The 17,612-nt window shown below is 71.7% G+C and carries 16 protein-coding genes and 1 tRNA gene; 13 read left to right on the top strand and 4 right to left on the bottom strand.

Annotation, left to right across the window (positions count from 1 at the left end; all coding sequences use genetic code 11):
• Positions 1–102: 102 nt before the first annotated feature.
• Positions 103–1,629 (bottom strand): potassium/proton antiporter, encoded by a 1,527-nt coding sequence (locus tag JK359_RS08600; RefSeq protein ID WP_201833987.1) that lies wholly within the window; start codon positions 1,627–1,629, stop codon positions 103–105.
• 192 nt (positions 1,630–1,821) lie between these two features.
• Here JK359_RS08600 and JK359_RS08605 point away from each other — a divergent pair, with 192 nt between their 5' ends.
• Positions 1,822–4,692 carry a penicillin acylase family protein gene (locus JK359_RS08605; RefSeq protein ID WP_201833577.1) on the top strand — a complete coding sequence of 957 codons (2,871 nt, stop codon included), beginning with the start codon at positions 1,822–1,824 and terminating at the stop codon, positions 4,690–4,692.
• Between the two features lie 122 nt (positions 4,693–4,814).
• On the opposite strand, the gene JK359_RS08610 is transcribed toward JK359_RS08605, so the two are convergent.
• Entirely contained in the window at positions 4,815–5,396 is a 582-nt protein-coding gene (locus tag JK359_RS08610) for a 5-formyltetrahydrofolate cyclo-ligase (RefSeq protein ID WP_201833579.1), read from the bottom strand.
• Positions 5,397–5,530: 134 nt separating this feature from the next.
• Between JK359_RS08610 and galU the strand changes: the two genes are divergently transcribed.
• The 7 genes from galU to JK359_RS08645 all read left to right on the top strand — a co-directional run bounded on the left by galU (position 5,531) and on the right by JK359_RS08645 (position 11,255).
• On the top strand, positions 5,531–6,442 hold the full coding sequence (galU, locus tag JK359_RS08615) for a UTP--glucose-1-phosphate uridylyltransferase GalU (RefSeq protein ID WP_201833581.1): 912 nt from the start codon (positions 5,531–5,533) through the stop codon (positions 6,440–6,442).
• Positions 6,439–7,761: a molybdotransferase-like divisome protein Glp gene (gene glp, locus JK359_RS08620; RefSeq protein ID WP_201833584.1), complete on the top strand. Its 1,323-nt coding sequence runs from the start codon at positions 6,439–6,441 to the stop codon at positions 7,759–7,761. Before galU ends, glp begins: the two co-directional genes overlap by 4 nt.
• A gap of 85 nt (positions 7,762–7,846) precedes the next feature.
• Positions 7,847–8,359 (top strand): cyclic pyranopterin monophosphate synthase MoaC, encoded by a 513-nt coding sequence (moaC, locus tag JK359_RS08625; protein WP_201833585.1) that lies wholly within the window; start codon positions 7,847–7,849, stop codon positions 8,357–8,359.
• A complete protein-coding gene (locus JK359_RS08630) occupies positions 8,356–8,895 on the top strand; it encodes a MogA/MoaB family molybdenum cofactor biosynthesis protein (protein ID WP_201833586.1) in 540 nt (179 codons plus the stop codon). The genes moaC and JK359_RS08630 overlap by 4 nt, the downstream gene beginning before the upstream one ends.
• A 20-nt stretch (positions 8,896–8,915) precedes the next feature.
• Positions 8,916–9,593, top strand: a complete 678-nt coding sequence (locus JK359_RS08635) for a GNAT family N-acetyltransferase (RefSeq protein ID WP_201833587.1) — start codon at positions 8,916–8,918, stop codon at positions 9,591–9,593.
• 179 nt (positions 9,594–9,772) lie between these two features.
• Positions 9,773–11,098, top strand: a complete 1,326-nt coding sequence (gene sepX / locus JK359_RS08640) for a divisome protein SepX/GlpR (RefSeq protein ID WP_201833588.1) — start codon at positions 9,773–9,775, stop codon at positions 11,096–11,098.
• Between the two features lie 83 nt (positions 11,099–11,181).
• A tRNA-Ala gene (locus JK359_RS08645) sits at positions 11,182–11,255 on the top strand.
• A 248-nt stretch (positions 11,256–11,503) separates the two neighbouring features.
• On the opposite strand, the gene JK359_RS08650 is transcribed toward JK359_RS08645, so the two are convergent.
• Positions 11,504–11,980, bottom strand: coding sequence for a GNAT family N-acetyltransferase (locus JK359_RS08650; RefSeq protein ID WP_201833590.1), 477 nt, complete (start codon positions 11,978–11,980; stop codon positions 11,504–11,506).
• Between the two features lie 80 nt (positions 11,981–12,060).
• On the opposite strand from JK359_RS08650, the gene JK359_RS08655 reads away from it, so the two are divergent.
• On the top strand, positions 12,061–12,864 hold the full coding sequence (locus JK359_RS08655; RefSeq protein ID WP_201833592.1) for an exodeoxyribonuclease III: 804 nt from the start codon (positions 12,061–12,063) through the stop codon (positions 12,862–12,864).
• Positions 12,865–12,880: 16 nt separating this feature from the next.
• Here the strand turns inward: JK359_RS08655 and JK359_RS08660 are convergent, their stop codons facing one another.
• A complete protein-coding gene (locus JK359_RS08660) occupies positions 12,881–13,501 on the bottom strand; it encodes a MerR family transcriptional regulator (protein WP_201833988.1) in 621 nt (206 codons plus the stop codon).
• A gap of 243 nt (positions 13,502–13,744) precedes the next feature.
• Here JK359_RS08660 and JK359_RS08665 point away from each other — a divergent pair, with 243 nt between their 5' ends.
• The 4 genes from JK359_RS08665 (at position 13,745) to JK359_RS08680 (ending at position 17,460) form a co-directional block, all read left to right on the top strand.
• Positions 13,745–15,268 carry a flavin-containing monooxygenase gene (locus JK359_RS08665; RefSeq protein ID WP_201833593.1) on the top strand — a complete coding sequence of 508 codons (1,524 nt, stop codon included), beginning with the start codon at positions 13,745–13,747 and terminating at the stop codon, positions 15,266–15,268.
• Positions 15,265–16,242, top strand: a complete 978-nt coding sequence (locus JK359_RS08670) for an alpha/beta fold hydrolase (protein WP_201833594.1) — start codon at positions 15,265–15,267, stop codon at positions 16,240–16,242. The genes JK359_RS08665 and JK359_RS08670 overlap by 4 nt, the downstream gene beginning before the upstream one ends.
• Positions 16,239–17,123, top strand: coding sequence for an SDR family oxidoreductase (locus tag JK359_RS08675; protein ID WP_201833595.1), 885 nt, complete (start codon positions 16,239–16,241; stop codon positions 17,121–17,123). Before JK359_RS08670 ends, JK359_RS08675 begins: the two co-directional genes overlap by 4 nt.
• Before the next feature lie 94 nt (positions 17,124–17,217).
• Positions 17,218–17,460, top strand: coding sequence for a hypothetical protein (locus JK359_RS08680; RefSeq protein WP_201833596.1), 243 nt, complete (start codon positions 17,218–17,220; stop codon positions 17,458–17,460).
• The last annotated feature ends 152 nt before the right edge of the window (positions 17,461–17,612 follow it).

Genomic DNA, 17,612 nt, shown 5'->3' on the forward strand with positions numbered 1-17,612 from the left:
CGTGACCGGTGCGGATCCCGTGCGGGCGGGACGACGCCGGTGAGGTCCTCTCCGGCTCGGTGGTGGCCGTGGACGCCGGGGCCCGGCACGAGCCGGCCGGGCTCAGTGCGAGCTGCCCGCCCCGTCGGTGCCCAGCCAGCCCGCCAGCTTGCCGCCGTGGGCGACCGCCCGCAGTCGCCGTTCCGCCGCGTCGCGGACCGGGTCGGTGGCGACGACCAGCAGTTCGTCGCCGCGCCGCAGCACGGTCGAAGGCAGCGGAACAAACGATTTTCCTTCGCGCACGACGAGGGTGACGGCGGCGCCGGGCGGCAGCCGCAGCTCGTTCACCTCCACGCCGTGCATCCGGGATCCCCCGGGGATCGAGACGGACAGCAGGTGGCCGCGCAGCCGCTCCAGGGGAGCGGACTCGATGCCGAGATCGGAGGCCTCGCCCTGCTCGCCCAGGCGCAGGGTGCGGGCCAGCCAGGGCAGGGTCGGCCCCTGGACGAGGGTGTAGACGACGACCAGGACGAAGACGATGTTGAAGATGCTGCGGCTGCCGGCGACGCCGTTCACCATGGGGATGGTCGCCAGGATGATGGGCACGGCGCCGCGCAGTCCCGCCCATGACATCAGGGCCTGCTCCCGCCAGGGCACCCGGAACGGCGCCAGGCTCAGCACCACGCTCAGCGGCCGGGCCACCATGGTCAGCACCAGACCGATGACCAGGGCGGGCCAGATGTCGTCGCCCAGCTCGTGCGGGGTGACCAGCAGGCCGAGCACGACGAACATGCCGATCTGGGCGATCCAGCCGAGCCCCTCCGCGAAGCCGCGGGTGGCGGGCCAGTGCGGGAGCTTGGCGTTGCCGAGCACCATCGAGGCCAGGTAGACGGCCAGGAAGCCGCTGCCGTGCCCCAGGGCACCGGCCGCGTACGCGGTGACGGCGATGGCGAGCACGGCGATCGGGTAGAGGCCGGACGCCGGGAGGGCCACGTGCCTGAGGCCCCAGGAGCCGAACCAGCCCACCGCGAGCCCTACGGCCGCGCCGATGGCCAGTTCCAGGACGATCTCGCCCAGCAGGACGTACCAGTGCTCCACCGGGCCGGCCGTGGAGAAGGCGACGACCAGGATGACCACCGGGGCGTCGTTGAAACCGGACTCGGCCTCCAGCGTGCCCGTCACGCGCGCGGGGAGGGGGATCCTGCGCAGCACCGAGAAGACCGCCGCGGCGTCGGTCGACGAGACCACCGCACCGATGATGAGCGCCTGCCGCCACTCCAGCCCGACCAGGTAGTGCGCCCCGGCCGCGGTCACCCCCACGCTGACCGCGACGCCGAGCGTCGCCAGGGTGGCGGCGGACGACAGGACCGGCCGGACCTCCTTCCACTTCGTGCCCAGGCCGCCCTCGGCGAGGATCACGACCAGGGCCGCGTAGCCCATGACCTGGGTCACTTCGGCGCTGTTGAAGTGGATGTCCGCGATGCCGTCCTGGCCCAGGAGGACGCCGATCCCGAGGTAGACGAGCAGGCTGGGGAGCCCGCTGCGGGAGGAGACCCGGACGGCCGCGACGGCGACGAGCAGGACGACGGAGCAGACGAGCAGGAGCTGGTTGAGGTGGTGGACAGTCAGCGGGCGCCTCCCCTGGGGAATCTCCGGTTACTTCGTTACCTTACCTAACTCTTGACGCTTTCTTGACGTTCGCCAGGGCAAGATCGAACGCTCGTGCGCGCCGGTTCCGGACTCCGCGTCCAGCGGGACGGGACCCTGCGCCTATGGTTGCTCCAGCGCTCATTCAAAGTCACAGCCCGACCTGCCGCTCGCGTTAGGACAGCAAGGACAGCGATGCCCCCCAACACCACCGCCACAACGGGTGACACCGCCACCACGGGTGCCACGTCCGTCACGTCCGGCAGGAAGAAGGGGCGCAGAGCCCGACTGCTCGTGCTCGTACTGGTTCTGGCCCTCGTCGCAGGACTCGCCTACGGCGGCTGGTGGTCGATCAGCACCGTCCGGGCCTCCTTCCCGCAGACCACGGGCACCATCAAGCTGGACGGCCTGTCCGGACCGGTCGACGTCAAGCGGGACGGCTACGGCATCCCGCAGATCTACGCGTCCTCGGACGAGGACCTGTTCATGGCGCAGGGCTTCGTCCAGGCGCAGGACCGGTTCTACGAGATGGACGTGCGCCGGCACATGACCTCCGGGCGCCTGTCGGAGATGTTCGGCAAGGGCCAGGTCGAGAACGACGAGTTCCTGCGCACCCTCGGCTGGGACCGGATCGCCGAGCAGGAGTACGAGACCAAGCTCTCGGACTCCACGAAGAAGTACCTCCAGGCCTACGCCAAGGGGGTCAACGCCTACCTCCAGGGCAAGGACGGCGAGGACATCTCCCTGGAGTACGCGGCCCTGGCCCTCGACAACGACTACAAGCCGGAGAAGTGGACCCCGGTCGACTCCGTCTCCTGGCTGAAGGCGATGGCCTGGGACCTGCGCGGCAACATGCAGGACGAGGTCGACCGCGCGCTGATGACCAGCCGGCTCGGCCCGCAGCAGATCCAGGACCTGTACCCGGCGTACCCCTACGGCCGCAACAAGCCGATCGTGCAGGAAGGCCAGTACGACGCGCTGACCAAGGCCTTCCAGCAGGGCGGATCCGCCAATTCCGGTCAGGGGGCGGCCGGCGGCGCCACGAGCGGCTCCCAGGGCACCACGGGCACGACGGGGACCACGGGTACGGCCGGCGGCGCCACGAGCGGCTCTCAGGGCACGACGGGTACCACCGGCTCCTCCACCTCGGCCGGCACCGGCTCAGGCCTCACGAGCCAGCTGGGGGGCCTCTACAAGGTCCTCGACGATCTCCCCACGGCCGTCGGCGTGAACGGCCAGGGCATCGGCTCCAACTCGTGGGTGGTCGCCGGGAAGCACACCATCACCGGCAAGCCGCTGCTCGCCAACGACCCGCACCTGTCGGCGTCCCTGCCCTCCGTCTGGTACCAGATGGGCCTGCACTGCCGGACCGTCTCGAGCAAGTGCCAGTACGACGTCACCGGCTACACGTTTGCCGGGATGCCCGGTGTGATCATCGGTCACAACGCGAAGATCGCCTGGGGCATGACCAACTCCGGCGTCGACGTCACCGACCTGTACCTGGAGAAGGTCAGCTCGGGCGGCTACCTGTACGACGGCAAGGTCCGGCCCTTCAAGACCCGCGAGGAGACCATCAAGGTCGCCGGCGGCTCCCCGAAGACGATCGTCGTCCGGCAGACGCAGGACGGGATGCCGCTGCTGTCCGACCGTGACGACGAACTGGTCCAGGTCGGCAGGAAGGCCGCCGTGAACACCGCGGCGCCCGACCGGGGCGACGGCTACGGCATCGCCCTGAGGTGGACCGCGCTCGACCCGGGCACCTCGATGGACGCCGTGTTCGCCATCGACAAGGCGGCGGACTGGAGCGACTTCCGGGCGGGGGCGGCCCTGTTCGACGTGCCGTCGCAGAACCTGGTCTTCGCCAGCACGGACAACCACATCGGCTACACGCTGCCCGGCAAGATCCCCACGCGCACCGCCAAGGGCGCAGGCGCCTTCCCGGCGCCGGGCTGGGACTCGAAGTACCGCTGGAAGGGCTTCATCGGGAAGGACGAGCTGCCCTACGAGTACGACCCCGAGCGGGGCTACATCGTCACCGCCAACCAGGCCGTGGTCGACCAGGCCAAGTACCCGTACCGGCTCACCGGCGACTGGGGCTACGGCGCCCGCAGCCAGCGCCTCACCGATCTGATCGAGTCCAAGATCAAGGGCGACGGCCGGATCTCCACCGACGACATGCGGCAGATGCAGCTGGACAACAGCAGCGAGATCGCCAAGCTCCTGGTGCCCAAGCTGCTGAAGCTCAACCTGGACGACCCGGAAGTCCGCGAGGCGCAGAAGCTGCTGGAGGGCTGGGACTACACCCAGGACGCCGACTCCGCCGCGGCCGCGTACTTCAACGCCGTCTGGCGCAACGTCCTGAAGCTGTCCTTCGGCAACAAGCTGCCCAAGGAGCTGCGCGTCAAGGGACAGTGCCTGTGGGTCGACAAGATCGACAGCACCGGCCCGGTGGACGACGACACCAAGGTGCGCGAGTGCGGCCAGCGCGATGCCGAACAGGCGCAGCCGGACGGCGGTGACCGCTGGTTCGAGGTCGTGCGGACCCTGATGGAGAAGCCGGACAGCGACTGGTGGAAGACCCCCGCGTCGGGCACCCGTCCCAAGGCCGACAACCGAGACGAGCTGTTCGTCCGCGCCATGATCGACGCCCGCTGGGAGCTGACCGCCAAGCTCGGCAAGGACATCGACACCTGGAGCTGGGGCCGGCTGCACCGCCTGTTCCTGAAGAACCAGACGCTCGGCACCGAAGGGCCCAAGGTCCTGCAGTACCTCCTCAACCGCGGCCCCTGGAATCTCAGCGGCGGCGAGGCCACGGTGAACGCGAGCGGCTGGAACGCCGCCGGCGGCTACAACGTCGTCTGGGTGCCGTCCATGCGGATGGTGGTCAACCTCAAGGACCTGGACAAGTCCCGGTGGATCAACCTGAGCGGCGCCTCCGGGCACGCCTACAACGCCCACTACACCGACCAGACGGGCAAGTGGGTCAAGGGCGAACTGCTGCCCTGGTCGTTCTCCGGGAAGGCGGTCGGCGACAGCACGAGCGACACGCTCGTCCTCCGGCCGTGAGCCTGCCCCGGAGCCTCCAGGGCCCCGGGGATCCGGACGGCAGCACTCGGAAAGGGCCCTCCACGCACGCGTGGAGGGCCCTTTCCGTGCCCGGGAGCGGTCGCGCGAGCCGGGCCGCCGGGTCAGACGCCGGGGAAGCGGCGAACCCCGGAGGGCGTCACCACCGCGTGCACCGGCTTGTCGTGCGGCTCCGCCGGGACGTCCGCGACGACCTCCGTGTCGTACAGCAGCACCACGAGCCGGGGGCCGGCGCCCGCCCGTTCCAGGCGGGCCAGCACCCGGTCGTACGATCCGCCGCCGCGCCCCAGCCGCATCCCGCGCGCGTCCACCGCGAGCCCCGGCAGCAGGACGACGTCCGCTGCCGTCACGGCGTCCGGGCCGAGCCGCGCGCCCGAGGGCTCGAACAGCGCCATCTTCCCGCCGTGTCGGACCGGCGCGAGGGAGTCCGGGCCGGTGTACTCGCCCCAGTCCAGATCGTTGTCCGGCAGCAGCGCGGGAAGCAGGACACGCACGCCCCGCGCGCGCAGCGCGTCCAGCAGCGTGAGCGTGCCCGGTTCGCTCCCGACGGAGACGTACGCCGCCACCGTGCGCGCGTGCGCCAGCTCGGGCAGCTCCAGGGCGCGCCGCGCCAGCGCGCGGCCGGCCTCGCGCACGTCATCCGCCGTCAACCTGTTCCTCACCGTGAGGAACTCTCGTCGCAACATGCGCTTGTCAGGCTCGCCCGTGCGTCCGTGCTGTGCCACTGGTCGTCCTCGTACCTTTCCCAATGCAGGTCATATGCGGGTCAAGCAACCGGAGCCCCAGATTCCCTGCAAAGGCACCGGATATGGTGGCGGGCATGACTCAGTCCCACCCCAGGATCAGCAAGGCTGTCATTCCCGCAGCCGGCCTCGGCACCCGGTTCCTGCCGGCCACCAAAGCCACTCCCAAGGAGATGCTGCCGGTCGTAGACAAGCCGGCGATCCAGTACGTGGTCGAGGAGGCCGTGTCGGCGGGGCTCGACGACGTCCTCATGATCACCGGGCGCAACAAGCGGCCGCTCGAGGACCACTTCGACCGCAACTACGAGCTGGAGTCGGCGCTCGAGAAGAAGGGCGACGCCGAACGGCTCGCTAAGGTGCAGGAGTCCAGCGACCTGGCCACGATGCACTACGTGCGCCAGGGTGACCCCAAGGGCCTCGGCCACGCCGTGCTGTGCGCCGCCCCGCACGTCGGCCACGAGCCGTTCGCGGTCCTCCTCGGTGACGACCTGATCGACCCGCGGGACCCGCTGCTGCAGCGCATGATCGAGGTCCAGGAGCAGCGCGGCGGCAGCGTGATCGCCCTCATGGAGGTCGCGCCCGAGCAGGTCCACCTCTACGGCTGCGCGGCCGTGGAGGCCACCACCGACGGCGACGTCGTGCAGGTGACCGGACTCGTCGAGAAGCCGGACCCGGCGGACGCCCCGTCGAACTACGCGATCATCGGCCGCTACGTCCTGGACCCGCACATCTTCGACATACTGCGCAAGACCGAGCCCGGCCGCGGCGGCGAGATCCAGCTCACCGACGCCCTCCAGCAGCTCGCGCAGGACGAGAAGATCGGCGGCCCGGTGCACGGCGTCGTCTTCAAGGGCCGCCGCTACGACACCGGGGACCGTGGCGACTTCCTGCGTGCCATTGTCAGACTCGCGTGCGAACGTGAAGACCTGGGCCCGGACTTCCGGACCTGGCTTCGCAGTTACGTAGCCGAGGAGATGCAGCAGTCTTGAGCAGCGCCGCGACCCGTCCCGCCGGCCCGGACGACCTGTGGTCGGTGGACGAGCACCTGGAGGACATCCTCTCGACCGTCCGCCCCCTCGAACCCATCGAGCTGCAACTGCTCGACGCCCAGGGCTGTGTCCTGGTCGACGACGTCACGGTGCCGGTCTCCCTGCCGCCGTTCGACAACAGCTCCATGGACGGGTACGCGGTGCGGGTCGCGGACGTGGCGGGCGCCGGCGAGGAGTTCCCGGCCGCCCTCGAGGTCGTCGGGGACGTCGCGGCGGGCGCGGCCGACCTGGTCCGGGTGGGCCCCGGACAGGCCGCGCGCATCATGACCGGAGCACCGCTGCCGCCCGGCGCCGAGGCCGTCGTCCCCGTCGAGTGGACCGACGGCGGGCTCGGCGAGGGCCCGGTGAGCGGCATGCGCGCCCGCAGCCTGGCCCCCGAGGGCGCCGAGGGCCACGTGCAGGTGTACCGCCCGGTGGAGGCACGCGCGCACGTGCGGGCCAAGGGCAGCGACGTGCGCGCCGGCGACCGGGCCCTGGAGGCCGGCACGATCCTCGGCCCGCCGCAGATCGCACTGCTCGCCGCGATCGGCCGCGGCACGGTCCGGGTGCGCCCGCGCCCGCGCGTGGTCGTGGTGTCCACCGGCAGCGAACTCGTCCAGCCCGGCGAGGAGCTGGCCGGCGGCCAGATCTACGACTCCAACAGCTTCGCCCTCACCGCCGCCGCGCGGGACGCGGGTGCCATCGCCTACCGGGTGGGCGCCGTCGCCGACGACACCGAGACCCTCCGCTCCACCATCGAGGACCAGCTCATCCGCGCGGACCTGCTGGTGACCACGGGCGGGGTGAGCGTCGGGGCGTACGACGTCGTCAAGGAGGCGCTGGCGCACGTCGGCGACGAGGACGAGGCGGGCAGCGGTGTCGAGTTCCGCAAGCTCGCCATGCAGCCCGGCAAGCCCCAGGGCTTCGGCTCCATCGGGCCGGACCACACCCCGCTGCTGGCCCTGCCCGGCAACCCCGTGTCGTCGTACGTCTCCTTCGAGATGTTCGTCCGCCCCGCCATCCGCGCGCTGATGGGCCTCACCGACCTCCACCGGCCCCGCGCGCGGGCCGTCCTGAAGGCGGACGGGGCGCTGCGCTCGCCGAAGGGCCGCCGCCAGTTCCTGCGCGGCACGTACGCCGACGGCGAGGTGGTCCCCGTGGGCGGTGCGGGCTCCCACCTGATCGCGGCGCTGGCGCAGGCCGACGCGCTGATCGTCGTCCCCGAGGACGCCGAGTCCGTCGAGCCCGGCACCGAGGTCGAGGTCGTCCTGCTGGGCTGAGCCCTCCTGGTTGGCGGTACCGTGTCGCGCACAGCAGGCCCGTGCACCGCACTGCCACGGGCCCGGACCGGGAGCACCACACACCATGACTGTGCCTTCCCGGGGGGAGACCCCCGGACCCCCAGTGCAGGACCGACTGACGCACATCGACGAGGCGGGCGCGGCCCGCATGGTCGACGTCTCCGGGAAGGACGTGACCGCGCGCACCGCGCGCGCCAGTGGCCGCGTCCTGGTCTCACCGCGCGTGGTCGAGCTGCTGCGCGGTGAGGGGGTCCCCAAGGGAGACGCCCTGGCCACCGCCCGGATCGCGGGCATCATGGGCGCCAAGCGGACCCCGGACCTGATCCCGCTGTGCCACCCGTTGTCGGTGTCCGGTGTGAAACTGGATCTGTCGGTCGCGGACGACGCCGTGGAGATCCTGGCCACCGTGAAGACCACGGACCGCACGGGTGTCGAGATGGAGGCCCTCACCGCGGTGACGGTCGCCGCGCTCACCGTGATCGACATGGTCAAGGCGGTCGACAAGGGGGCGGTCATCACGGACGTACGGGTCGAGGAGAAGACAGGCGGCAAGTCGGGCGACTGGAGCCGGGCATGACATTCGGTGACACCACGGGAGGCGCGCTGTCGGCGCCGTACGCCGCGCTGGTCGTCACCGCCTCCAGCCGGGCCGCCGCCGGTGTCTACGAGGACAAGGGCGGCCCGCTGATCGTGCGGGGCCTGGAGGATCTCGGGTTCGCCGTGGACGGGCCGCAGGTGGTGCCGGACGGGGACCCGGTGGAAGCGGCGCTGCGAGCGGCCGTGGAGGCGGCGTACGACGTCGTCGTCACCACCGGCGGCACCGGCATCTCGCCGACCGACCGCACGCCCGAGGCGACCCGCGCGGTGATCGACCGCGAGGTGCCGGGCATCGCCGAGGCCATCCGCGCGTACGGCCGGGAGAAGGTGCCCACCGCCGCGCTCTCCCGGGGCCTGGCGGGAGTCGCCGGGGGGACGCTGGTCGTCAACCTGCCCGGTTCGACCGGCGGTGTGCGGGACGGCCTCGCCGTCCTGGAGCCCCTGCTGATCCACGCCGTCGACCAGATTCGCGGCGGTGACCACCCCAGACCCGGCAGCACCGGGGGTGCGAGCTGAACAGCCCTTCCTGGCCCGTCGTGCTGGCGGACGGCGATGTCGTCCTCCGGCCGATAAAGCTGCGCGACCAGCGGGTGTGGCGCGAGGTGAACCGGCGCAACCGGGACTGGCTGCGCCCCTGGGAGGCGACCATCCCGCCGCCCACGCCGAGCGGGCCGATCGTGCACCGGCCGACCTACCGCCAGATGGTCCGGCATCTGCGGTCCGAGGCCGGCTCGGGCCGGATGCTGCCGTTCGTCATCGAGTACCAGGGCCGGCTGGTCGGGCAGCTCACCGTCGCGGGGATCACCTGGGGATCGATGTGCTCGGGACACGTCGGTTACTGGGTGGACGAGGCGGTGGCCGGGCGCGGGGTGATGCCGACGGCCGTCGCGCTCGCGGTGGACCACTGTTTCCGCAGCGTCGGGCTGCACCGCATCGAGGTCTGCATTCGTCCCGAGAACCGGCCGAGCCGCCGGGTCGTGGAGAAACTCGGATTCCGCGAGGAGGGGCTGCGACCGCGCTATCTGCACATCGACGGCGCCTGGCGGGACCACCTCGTCTACGCGCTCACCGCCGAAGAGGTGCCCGACGGTTTGCTCGCCCGCTGGCACCGGGCACGCTCCCGGGGGGCGCAGCACACCGAGGGGGACTCCGGCGAGCCGGACGCGGCGGGCAACGGACGGAGCACGCCCGGGAATCCCGTCGAGCGCTCCTGAATTGAATATATGTTCGAAATTGATCGGCGGCTGACCGACTTGGCGCGCTGAAAATTCGCCACTGTGGCGGCTCTCTGATCGCATCGGTCGAAAAAAATGCTGGAAATATCAGCCAGATCGTGCGACACACCGGCCCAATTGGCGGATGGCCTCGTGCAAACCCCTCTACCGTGTGAGGCGTGAGCAGCAGCGGCCTCATCTACGCAGTCATTGTCGGGGCCTGGGCCGCCTACTTGGTGCCGATGTGGCTCCGTAGGCAGGACGAGCTGAACGAGGCCCGTCCGACGGAACGCTTCAGCACCGCCATCCGGCTGCTGTCCGGAAGGGCGGGCATGGAGCGCCGATACGCCAGGGACCTGCGGGCGCGCTCCGCCCAGGAGGGGGAGCCGGACGCCGGCGATCCGGATGCCGTCACCGACTCGGTGGACGTCCGGGCCTTCGCCGTGCCTCCGACCCGCCGTCAGGTCACCACGGAGAGCGAGCCCGAGGCACCCGGCACCCCGGACCCGGCACGCGACCAAGGGGCCGCACCGGCACCCGACCCAGCCTCCGCCCACCCGCCGGCGCACACGCCGGCCCCGAAGCGGGTACCCGCGGCACGGCAGGCACCCTCGGCACAAGCGTCCTCGGCACAAGCGTCCTCGGCACAAGCACCCTCGGCACAAGCGTCCTCGGCACAAGCGTCCTCGGCGCAGGCGGCCGCAGCACGTGCCCGGCGCTCCAAGGTGCTCGCCCGCCGTCGGCGCACCACGGTGATGCTCTTCGTCGCCTTCACTCTCGGTGCGGTCGTCGCCGCCGTCGGCGGACTCGCCTTCCTCTGGGCGCCTGCCGTACCCGCCGTACTGCTCAGCGTGTACATCGCCCATCTGCGCACCCAGGAGCGCCGCCGCTTCGCGTACCAGATGGACCGCAGGCAGGCCGAGGCCGCGGCCCAGCGGCTGCGGGACCACCAGCCGCGCCGTCGCACCCCCGTCGAGGCGGGCCCCGGCGCCGACGAACCGGAGGACGCATCGGACCCCGGGACCGACACCGGACTCTCCGCGCTCGCCGCCGACCGGCGTGCCCTCGTCGAGCAGACCGACCACGCCGAGTGGGTCGACCAGCAGCGCGAGCGGCAGCGCCGCCCCGGCCAGGGGGACAGCTGGGACCCGGTGCCGGTGCCGCTGCCGACGTACGTGACCGCACCGGTCGCTCCCCGCGCCACCTCCGACGTGGACCTGGGCGCGCCCGGCACCTGGAGTTCGGCGCGGTCCAGCACGGTCGCGCCCGAGCACGAGGCGAGCCACGCGCCGGAGGGTGAGGGCACCGCGCCGGCGTCCGGGACCGCCACGGGATCCGCGTCCGGATCCGGGTCCGCCTCGGGCGCCGAGTCCGGGGACAAGCAGACGGGTGGCCGCAGCGACGCCCGCCGCGCGGCCTCCGCCCGCCGGGCACGTGAGCGTGGCCGCACGCCGCTCTTCGACCAGTACGAGGAGGGCGAGCGCCCGCGCGCCGCCAACGAGTGACCTTGCTTCCCTGCCGTCCTGACCGGTCGGGGAACGGATTTCCAAGCACCCCGATCGGGATGCTAAAGTTTCACTCGTTGCAAGGGCCTGTGGCGCAGTCCGGTAGCGCACCTCGTTCGCATCGAGGGGGCCAGGGGTTCAAATCCCCTCAGGTCCACGCACGACTGTTCCTGAGTCAGCTCAGGAGCGGTGAACGAAGATCCCGCCGATCATCACGATCGGACGGGATCTTCGTCGTTCACGGGGTGAGGTGTTCACCGGGTGCGTCGTTCACGGCGTACAGGGGACCCTCCGCCCCCCGACCCGCCGACCGGGCCGGTCCGGACAGATCCGGGCCCGGCCCGCCCGATCGGATCCGGGCCCGGCGCGCCCGGTCAGTGGCGGAGATCACCACGTGGCCGGGGCTCAGAGCTGCTTGGCGAAGCAGCGGCTGTCCTCGTAGTGCCGGTAGTAACCGAACTTGACGCACGGCGCATAGCCGCTGGACGTGTACAGGGCGATGGCCTCCGGCTGCTTGGTGCCCGTCTCCAGGACCATGCGCAGGCGGCCGGCGGAACGGGCGTCCTCCTCCAGGGCCGTGAGGATGCGGCGGGCGAGCCCCCGCCCGCGCATCGCCTCGACGACGAACATCCGCTTCAACTCGGCGTCGCCGTCCAGGTTGCCCTCGTCGTTGCGGTCCTGGCTGCGCCAGCCGCCGGTGGCGACGGGGCGGTCGTGCTCGTCGTACGCGATCAGGTACACGCCCCGGGGCGAGTCGAAGTCGGTGGGCTCCAGGGCCGTGGCGTCGCCTCCGTCGCCGTAGCGCAGGTGGTACTCGGCTTGGACCTCGTCGTTGAGCTTCACGGCGTCGGGGTGATCGAAACGAACACGGCGTATAATCATGCTGAGTATCGTACTTCTATGCAGTAGACGGGAGTCCGGGGTTTTTCGGACCCCGACCAGTGTGCCGGTATCGTGCCGGGGTGCTGACTGTGACCTCGGTGAACGTGAACGGGCTGCGGGCCGCCGCGAAGAAGGGCTTCGTGGAGTGGCTCGCCGGGACCGAGGCGGACGTCGTCTGCCTGCAGGAGGTGCGTGCCGAGCCGCACCAGCTGCCCCAGGAGGCCGGGCAGCCCGAGGGCTGGCACGTCGTGCACGCCCCGGCCGCGGCCAAGGGCCGCGCGGGCGTCTCCCTCTACACCCGGCGCGAGCCCGACCGGGTCCGGGTCGGTTTCGGCTCGGCCGAGTTCGACGGCAGCGGGCGCTACGTCGAGGCCGAGCTGCCCGGCGTCACCGTCGCCTCCCTCTATCTGCCCTCCGGCGAGGTCGGCACCGAACGGCAGGACGAGAAGGTCCGCTTCATGGACGAATTCCTCGCCCACCTCAAGGAACTGCGCGAGCGGTCCGCCGCCGACGGGCGCGAGGTCCTCGTCTGCGGCGACTGGAACATCGCCCACCAGCGGGCCGACCTCAAGAACTGGCGCGCCAACGGCAAGAACTCCGGCTTCCTGCCGGAGGAGCGGGAGTGGCTCGACCGCGTCCTCGCCATGGACGAGGGCGGTTACGTCGACGTCGTCCGGTCCCTGCACCCGGACGTCGAGGGACCGTACACGTGGTGGTCGTACCGGGGCCGGGCCTTCGACAACGACTCGGGATGGCGCATCGACTACCACGTGTCCACGCCCGGGCTCGCCGGCAAGGCGGTCAAGGGTTTCGTCGAGCGCGCGGCCACGCACGCCGAGCGCTGGTCGGACCACGCCCCGGTGACCGTCGTCTACGACCTCTGAAGGCGGCCGGGGGCCTCTAGTCGGCCTTGTTCAGCCGGCGGTCCAGGGCCAGGGACAGTTCCGCTTCCACCACACTGCGGGCCAGCGGGCGCAGGCGCTGGAGGTCCTCCTCGGGGCCGTGGCGGAGGATCAGGGTGGTGAAGAGTTCGGCCAGGGCCTCGGCGTGCTCGCGGACGCGGGCGGCGGAGGCGAGGACCTCGGCGAGGGGGATGCCCTCGCGGACCAGGGCCGAGGAGACGTCCAGCAGCCGGCGGCTGATGTGGACGATCTCGTCGCCGTCGGTGCCGAGGTAGCCGAGGTCCATGGCGGCCGCGAGGTTCTCGGGGGTCACCTCGCCCTCGAAGCGGGCGGCGAGTTCCTCGGGAGTGAGGCGGACCGGTTCCTCCTCGGTGGGGGTGCCCACGCCGAGCAGGTCGGCGACGTCCCGGCCGTGATCGAAGGCCTCGGCCAGTTCCGCGATGCCGTTGAGCGTGTGGCCGCGCTCCAGGAGGGCGCCGATGGTGCGCAGCCGGGCCAGGTGGTGGTCGTCGTACCAGGCGATACGGCCCTCCCGGCGGGGTGGCGGGAGCAGTTTGCGCTCGCGGTAGAAGCGCAGTGTGCGCACGGTGATGCCGGCCAGGCGGGCCAGCTCCTCCATGCGGTACTCGCGTCCGGCCGCCGTCTGCGCCGCCTCCGGATGGGTGCCCCGGTGGGTCGGCTCCGGGTGTTCTGCGTCCTCTGCCACGCACGAAGCCTATGGTGAATCGCCGGTGCCCGGGGCGGAGCGGCTGCCGCAAACGTCCTTCCCCCACCCCCTACCGCTCGGTACGGAGCTGCTCTACAGTCCCATTGCGCCAGTGTTCACTGGCAGAGTTCCTAGGTGATGCGTGGAGGCTTCGGGATGGCCGAGCACGAGCATGTACGGGTGGCGGTGATCGGGTCCGGCTTCGGCGGGCTGGGGGCCGCCGTGCGGCTGCGCCGCGAAGGGATCACCGACTTCGTCGTCCTGGAGCGGGCCGCCGGCGTAGGCGGCACCTGGCGGGACAACAGTTACCCCGGGTGCGCCTGTGACGTGCCCTCACACCTCTACTCCTTCTCCTTCGCCCCCAACCCCGACTGGCCGCGCACCTTCTCCGGGCAGCGGCACATCCGCGCCTACCTGGAGCACGTCACCGACCTCTTCGGACTGCGCCCGCACATCCGCTTCGACTCCGAGGTCAAACTGATGACCTGGGACGGCGAGAACCTGCGGTGGAACATCGAGACCAGCCGCGGCTCGCTCTCCGCCGACGTCGTCGTCTCCGCCACCGGGCCGCTGTCCGACCCGAAGATCCCCGAGATCCCGGGGCTGGAGACCTTCCCGGGCAAGGTGTTCCACTCCGCCCGCTGGGACCACGACTACGACCTGCGCGGCAAGCGGGTCGCCATGGTCGGCACCGGCGCCTCCGCCATCCAGATCGTGCCCGCCATCCAGCCGCAGGTCGGCCGGCTCACCCTGTTCCAGCGCACCCCGCCGTGGGTGATGCCCCGCCTCGACCGCGCCATCAGCGGCGCCGAGCGGTGGCTGCACCGACGGCTGCCCGTCACCGCCCAGGCCCGGCGCGGCCTGCTGTGGGGCATCCGGGAACTGCAGGTGCAGGCGTTCACCAAGCGACCGGACGAACTCGGCCTGGTCGAGCAGCTCGCCAGGCGCAACATGGCCCGCGCCGTGAAGGACCCGGCCCTGCGCGCCAGACTCACCCCGGACTACCGCATCGGCTGCAAGCGGATCCTGCTGTCCAGCGAGTACTACCCGGCGCTGGCCCGGCCGAACGTGGACGTCGTGGCCAGCGGGCTCGGCGAGATCCGCGGGTCCACGCTCGTGGCCGCCGACGGCACCGAGGCCGAGGCCGACGCGATCGTCTTCGGTACGGGCTTCCACGTCACGGACATGCCCATCGCCGAGCGCGTGGTCGGCGCGGACGGCGTCACGCTCGCGGAGTCCTGGAAGGACGGCATGCAGGCGCTGCGCGGGGCCGCGGCCGCCGGGTTCCCCAACTGGATGACGATCATCGGGCCCAACACCGGCCTCGGGAACTCCTCCATGATCCTCATGATCGAGTCCCAGCTGAACTACATGGCCGACTATCTGCGGCAACTGGACGTCCTCGGCGGCCGTGTGGCCCTCGATGCCCGGCCGGCGGCCGTCGAGGACTGGAACCGCAAGGTCCAGGAGCGCATGAAGCGGACGGTGTGGAACACCGGCGGCTGCACCAGCTGGTACCTGGACGCGAGCGGGCGCAACACCACCATCTGGCCCGGTACGACGACGGAGTTCCGGCGCGCGACCCGGCGGGTCGACCTCGCGGAGTACGAGGTCGTACGGAAGGCCGCCGGGAGCCCGGGGACAGTGCGCGCCGCGCAGAAGAGCGAGGCCGCTGCATGAGCCGTCCCGCCTTCGTCACCAGCGGCCCCTACGCCCCGCCGGTCCCCGCCCGCACCCTCTCCGCCGTCTCCGCCGACGGCGCCCGGCTGCACGTCGAGGTGCACGGCCCCGAGGGGGCGCCCCCCGTCGTCCTCTCCCACGGCTGGACCTGCTCGACGGCGTTCTGGGCGGCCCAGATACGAGAGCTGGCGGCCGACCACCGGGTGATCGCCTACGACCAGAGGGGGCACGGGCGCAGCCCCGCGAGCCCCGTGTGCACCACCCGGGCGCTGGCGGACGACCTCGAAGCGGTGCTGGCCACGACCCTCGCGCCCGGGGAGCAGGCGCTGATCGTCGGCCACTCGATGGGCGGCATGACGGTCATGGCCGCGGCCGGGCGCCCCCGGCTCCGGGAGCACGCCGCCGCCGTCCTGCTGTGCAGCACGGGCAGTTCGCGGCTGGTCGCGGAGTCCCGTGTGCTGCCGTTGCGGGCGGGGCGGGTCCGCACCTGGATCACCGGGCGCATCCTCGGCTCGCGCGCTCCCCTCGGACCGGTCACGCCGGTCGCGAAGACCATCCTCAAGTACGCCACCATGGGCGCCGGTTCCGCCGCCCACCGGGTGGAGGCGTGCGCGCGCATCGTGCACGCCTGCCCGCGCACCGTGCGTCACGCGTGGGCGGCCGTGCTCGCGGCGCTCGATCTCGACCACGGCGTGGGCCAGTTGCACGCGCCGACAGCCGTGCTGCACGGCGCCGACGACCGGCTCACGCCCGTCGTACACGCCCGTGCGCTGGTCGCCGCGCTGCCGCACTGCATCGGTCTCACCGAGCTGCCCGGCACCGGCCACATGACCCCCATCGAGGCGCCCGAGCTGGTGACCGGCCGCATCCGGGAACTCGTCGGGACGTACGTCACGGGGTCCGGAACCGGTGCCGGGGCCGTGCAGGAACCCGAGAACCGTTCCACACCCGCGCAGATCAAGGAGGGCGCATGAGCAAGGTCAGCCTCGAAGGACAGGTCGCCGTCGTCACCGGAGCGGCGCGCGGCGTCGGTGAGCTGCTGGCGCGCAAGCTGTCCGCGCGCGGGGCGAAGGTCGCACTGGTCGGACTGGAGGAGGAGGCGCTCAAGGAGGTCTCCGGGCGGCTGCACAGCGACAGCGCCCACTGGTACGCAGACGTCACCGACCACGAGACGATGAGCCGGGTCGCGCAGGAGGTGAAGGAGCGGTTCGGGAAGGTCGACATCGTGGTCGCCAACGCCGGTGTGGCGACGGGCGGTCCGTTCGCCGACTCCGACCCGCAGGCGTGGCGGCGCGTGATCGAGGTGAATCTGATCGGTTCGGCGGTGACCGCGCGCGCGTTCCTGCCGGTGCTGACCGAGAGCCGGGGCTATCTGCTGCAGATCGCCTCGCTCGCCGCGATCACCCCGGCGCCGATGATGACCGCATACTGCGCGTCCAAGTCGGGGGTGGAGGCGTACGCGCACAGTCTGCGTGCCGAGGTCGGTCACCAGGGGGTGCGGGTCGGCGTCGGCTACCTGTCCTGGACCGACACCGACATGGTGCGCGGCGCCGACCAGGACGACGTGATGCGGGAGTTGCGGCAGCGGCTGCCGTGGCCGTCGAACAAGACGTACCCGCTGGGACCCGCGGTGGACCGGCTCGTCGCCGGGATCGAGCGGCGCTCGGCGCATGTGTACGGGCAGTGGTGGCTGCGCGGCATGCAGGGCGTGCGCGGGTATCTCCCGGCGCTCATCGGGACGGTGGGCCAGCGCGAGATGCAGCGGTTCGCGCCGCGCTTGCAGGGGATGCGCACGGGGCTCGTCGGCGCAGGTGGGGCGGCGGACGAGGCCGCGCGCGCTACGCACCGTGACTGATCGACATGCAGTCCGTGTTCGCCCGTGTGAATCTGGTCGAGGCCCCACAGCGGGGCCGACCCCCCACCCCCACCCACTACGGGAGTGAACCCACATGGGTATGAAGGACCAGTTCCAGGAGAAGTCGCACCAGGCCAAGGAGAAGATCGGCCAGGGCCGCGAGAAGGCCGGTCAGCAGAGCGGCCAGCGCAGCGGCCAGCCGGGCGGCCAGCAGGGCGGCCAGCAGGGCCGCAAGGGGCAGCGGCAGCAGCCCGAGCAGGGCCGGCAGAACTTCCGTGACATCGAGGACACGGAGCAGCAGGTGGAGGACCGCTTCGACCGGGACTACGACGCCTAGTCGGTGCGGTCGGCCTCGGCCGACTTGACGTGGGGCGCCCTTCCTTCGGGGAGGGCGCCCTGCGTTTGCCTTTTTCCGGGGTGGTTTTGCGATGGGTGCGGGTGCGGGTGCGGGTGCGTGGGGGCTTGTCGCGCAGTTCCCCGCGCCCCTTT

Origin of the sequence: Streptomyces actinomycinicus (assembly GCF_016741775.1) — a bacterium.
GTDB lineage: Bacteria > Actinomycetota > Actinomycetes > Streptomycetales > Streptomycetaceae > Streptomyces > Streptomyces actinomycinicus.

What these genes read in the sequence shown, in the direction of transcription:
- JK359_RS08650 (WP_201833590.1), bottom strand. Translation starts at nt 11,980, where the DNA reads ATGATTATACGCCGTGTTCGTTTCGATCACCCCGACGCCGTGAAGCTC.
- JK359_RS08605 (WP_201833577.1), top strand. Translation starts at nt 1,822, where the DNA reads ATGCCCCCCAACACCACCGCCACAACGGGTGACACCGCCACCACGGGT.
- JK359_RS08660 (WP_201833988.1), bottom strand. Translation starts at nt 13,501, where the DNA reads ATGGAGGAGCTGGCCCGCCTGGCCGGCATCACCGTGCGCACACTGCGC.
- JK359_RS08675 (WP_201833595.1), top strand. Translation starts at nt 16,239, where the DNA reads ATGAGCAAGGTCAGCCTCGAAGGACAGGTCGCCGTCGTCACCGGAGCG.
- JK359_RS08665 (WP_201833593.1), top strand. Translation starts at nt 13,745, where the DNA reads ATGGCCGAGCACGAGCATGTACGGGTGGCGGTGATCGGGTCCGGCTTC.
- JK359_RS08680 (WP_201833596.1), top strand. Translation starts at nt 17,218, where the DNA reads ATGGGTATGAAGGACCAGTTCCAGGAGAAGTCGCACCAGGCCAAGGAG.
- JK359_RS08610 (WP_201833579.1), bottom strand. Translation starts at nt 5,396, where the DNA reads ATGTTGCGACGAGAGTTCCTCACGGTGAGGAACAGGTTGACGGCGGAT.
- JK359_RS08630 (WP_201833586.1), top strand. Translation starts at nt 8,356, where the DNA reads ATGACATTCGGTGACACCACGGGAGGCGCGCTGTCGGCGCCGTACGCC.
- JK359_RS08670 (WP_201833594.1), top strand. Translation starts at nt 15,265, where the DNA reads ATGAGCCGTCCCGCCTTCGTCACCAGCGGCCCCTACGCCCCGCCGGTC.
- galU (WP_201833581.1), top strand. Translation starts at nt 5,531, where the DNA reads ATGACTCAGTCCCACCCCAGGATCAGCAAGGCTGTCATTCCCGCAGCC.
- moaC (WP_201833585.1), top strand. Translation starts at nt 7,847, where the DNA reads ATGACTGTGCCTTCCCGGGGGGAGACCCCCGGACCCCCAGTGCAGGAC.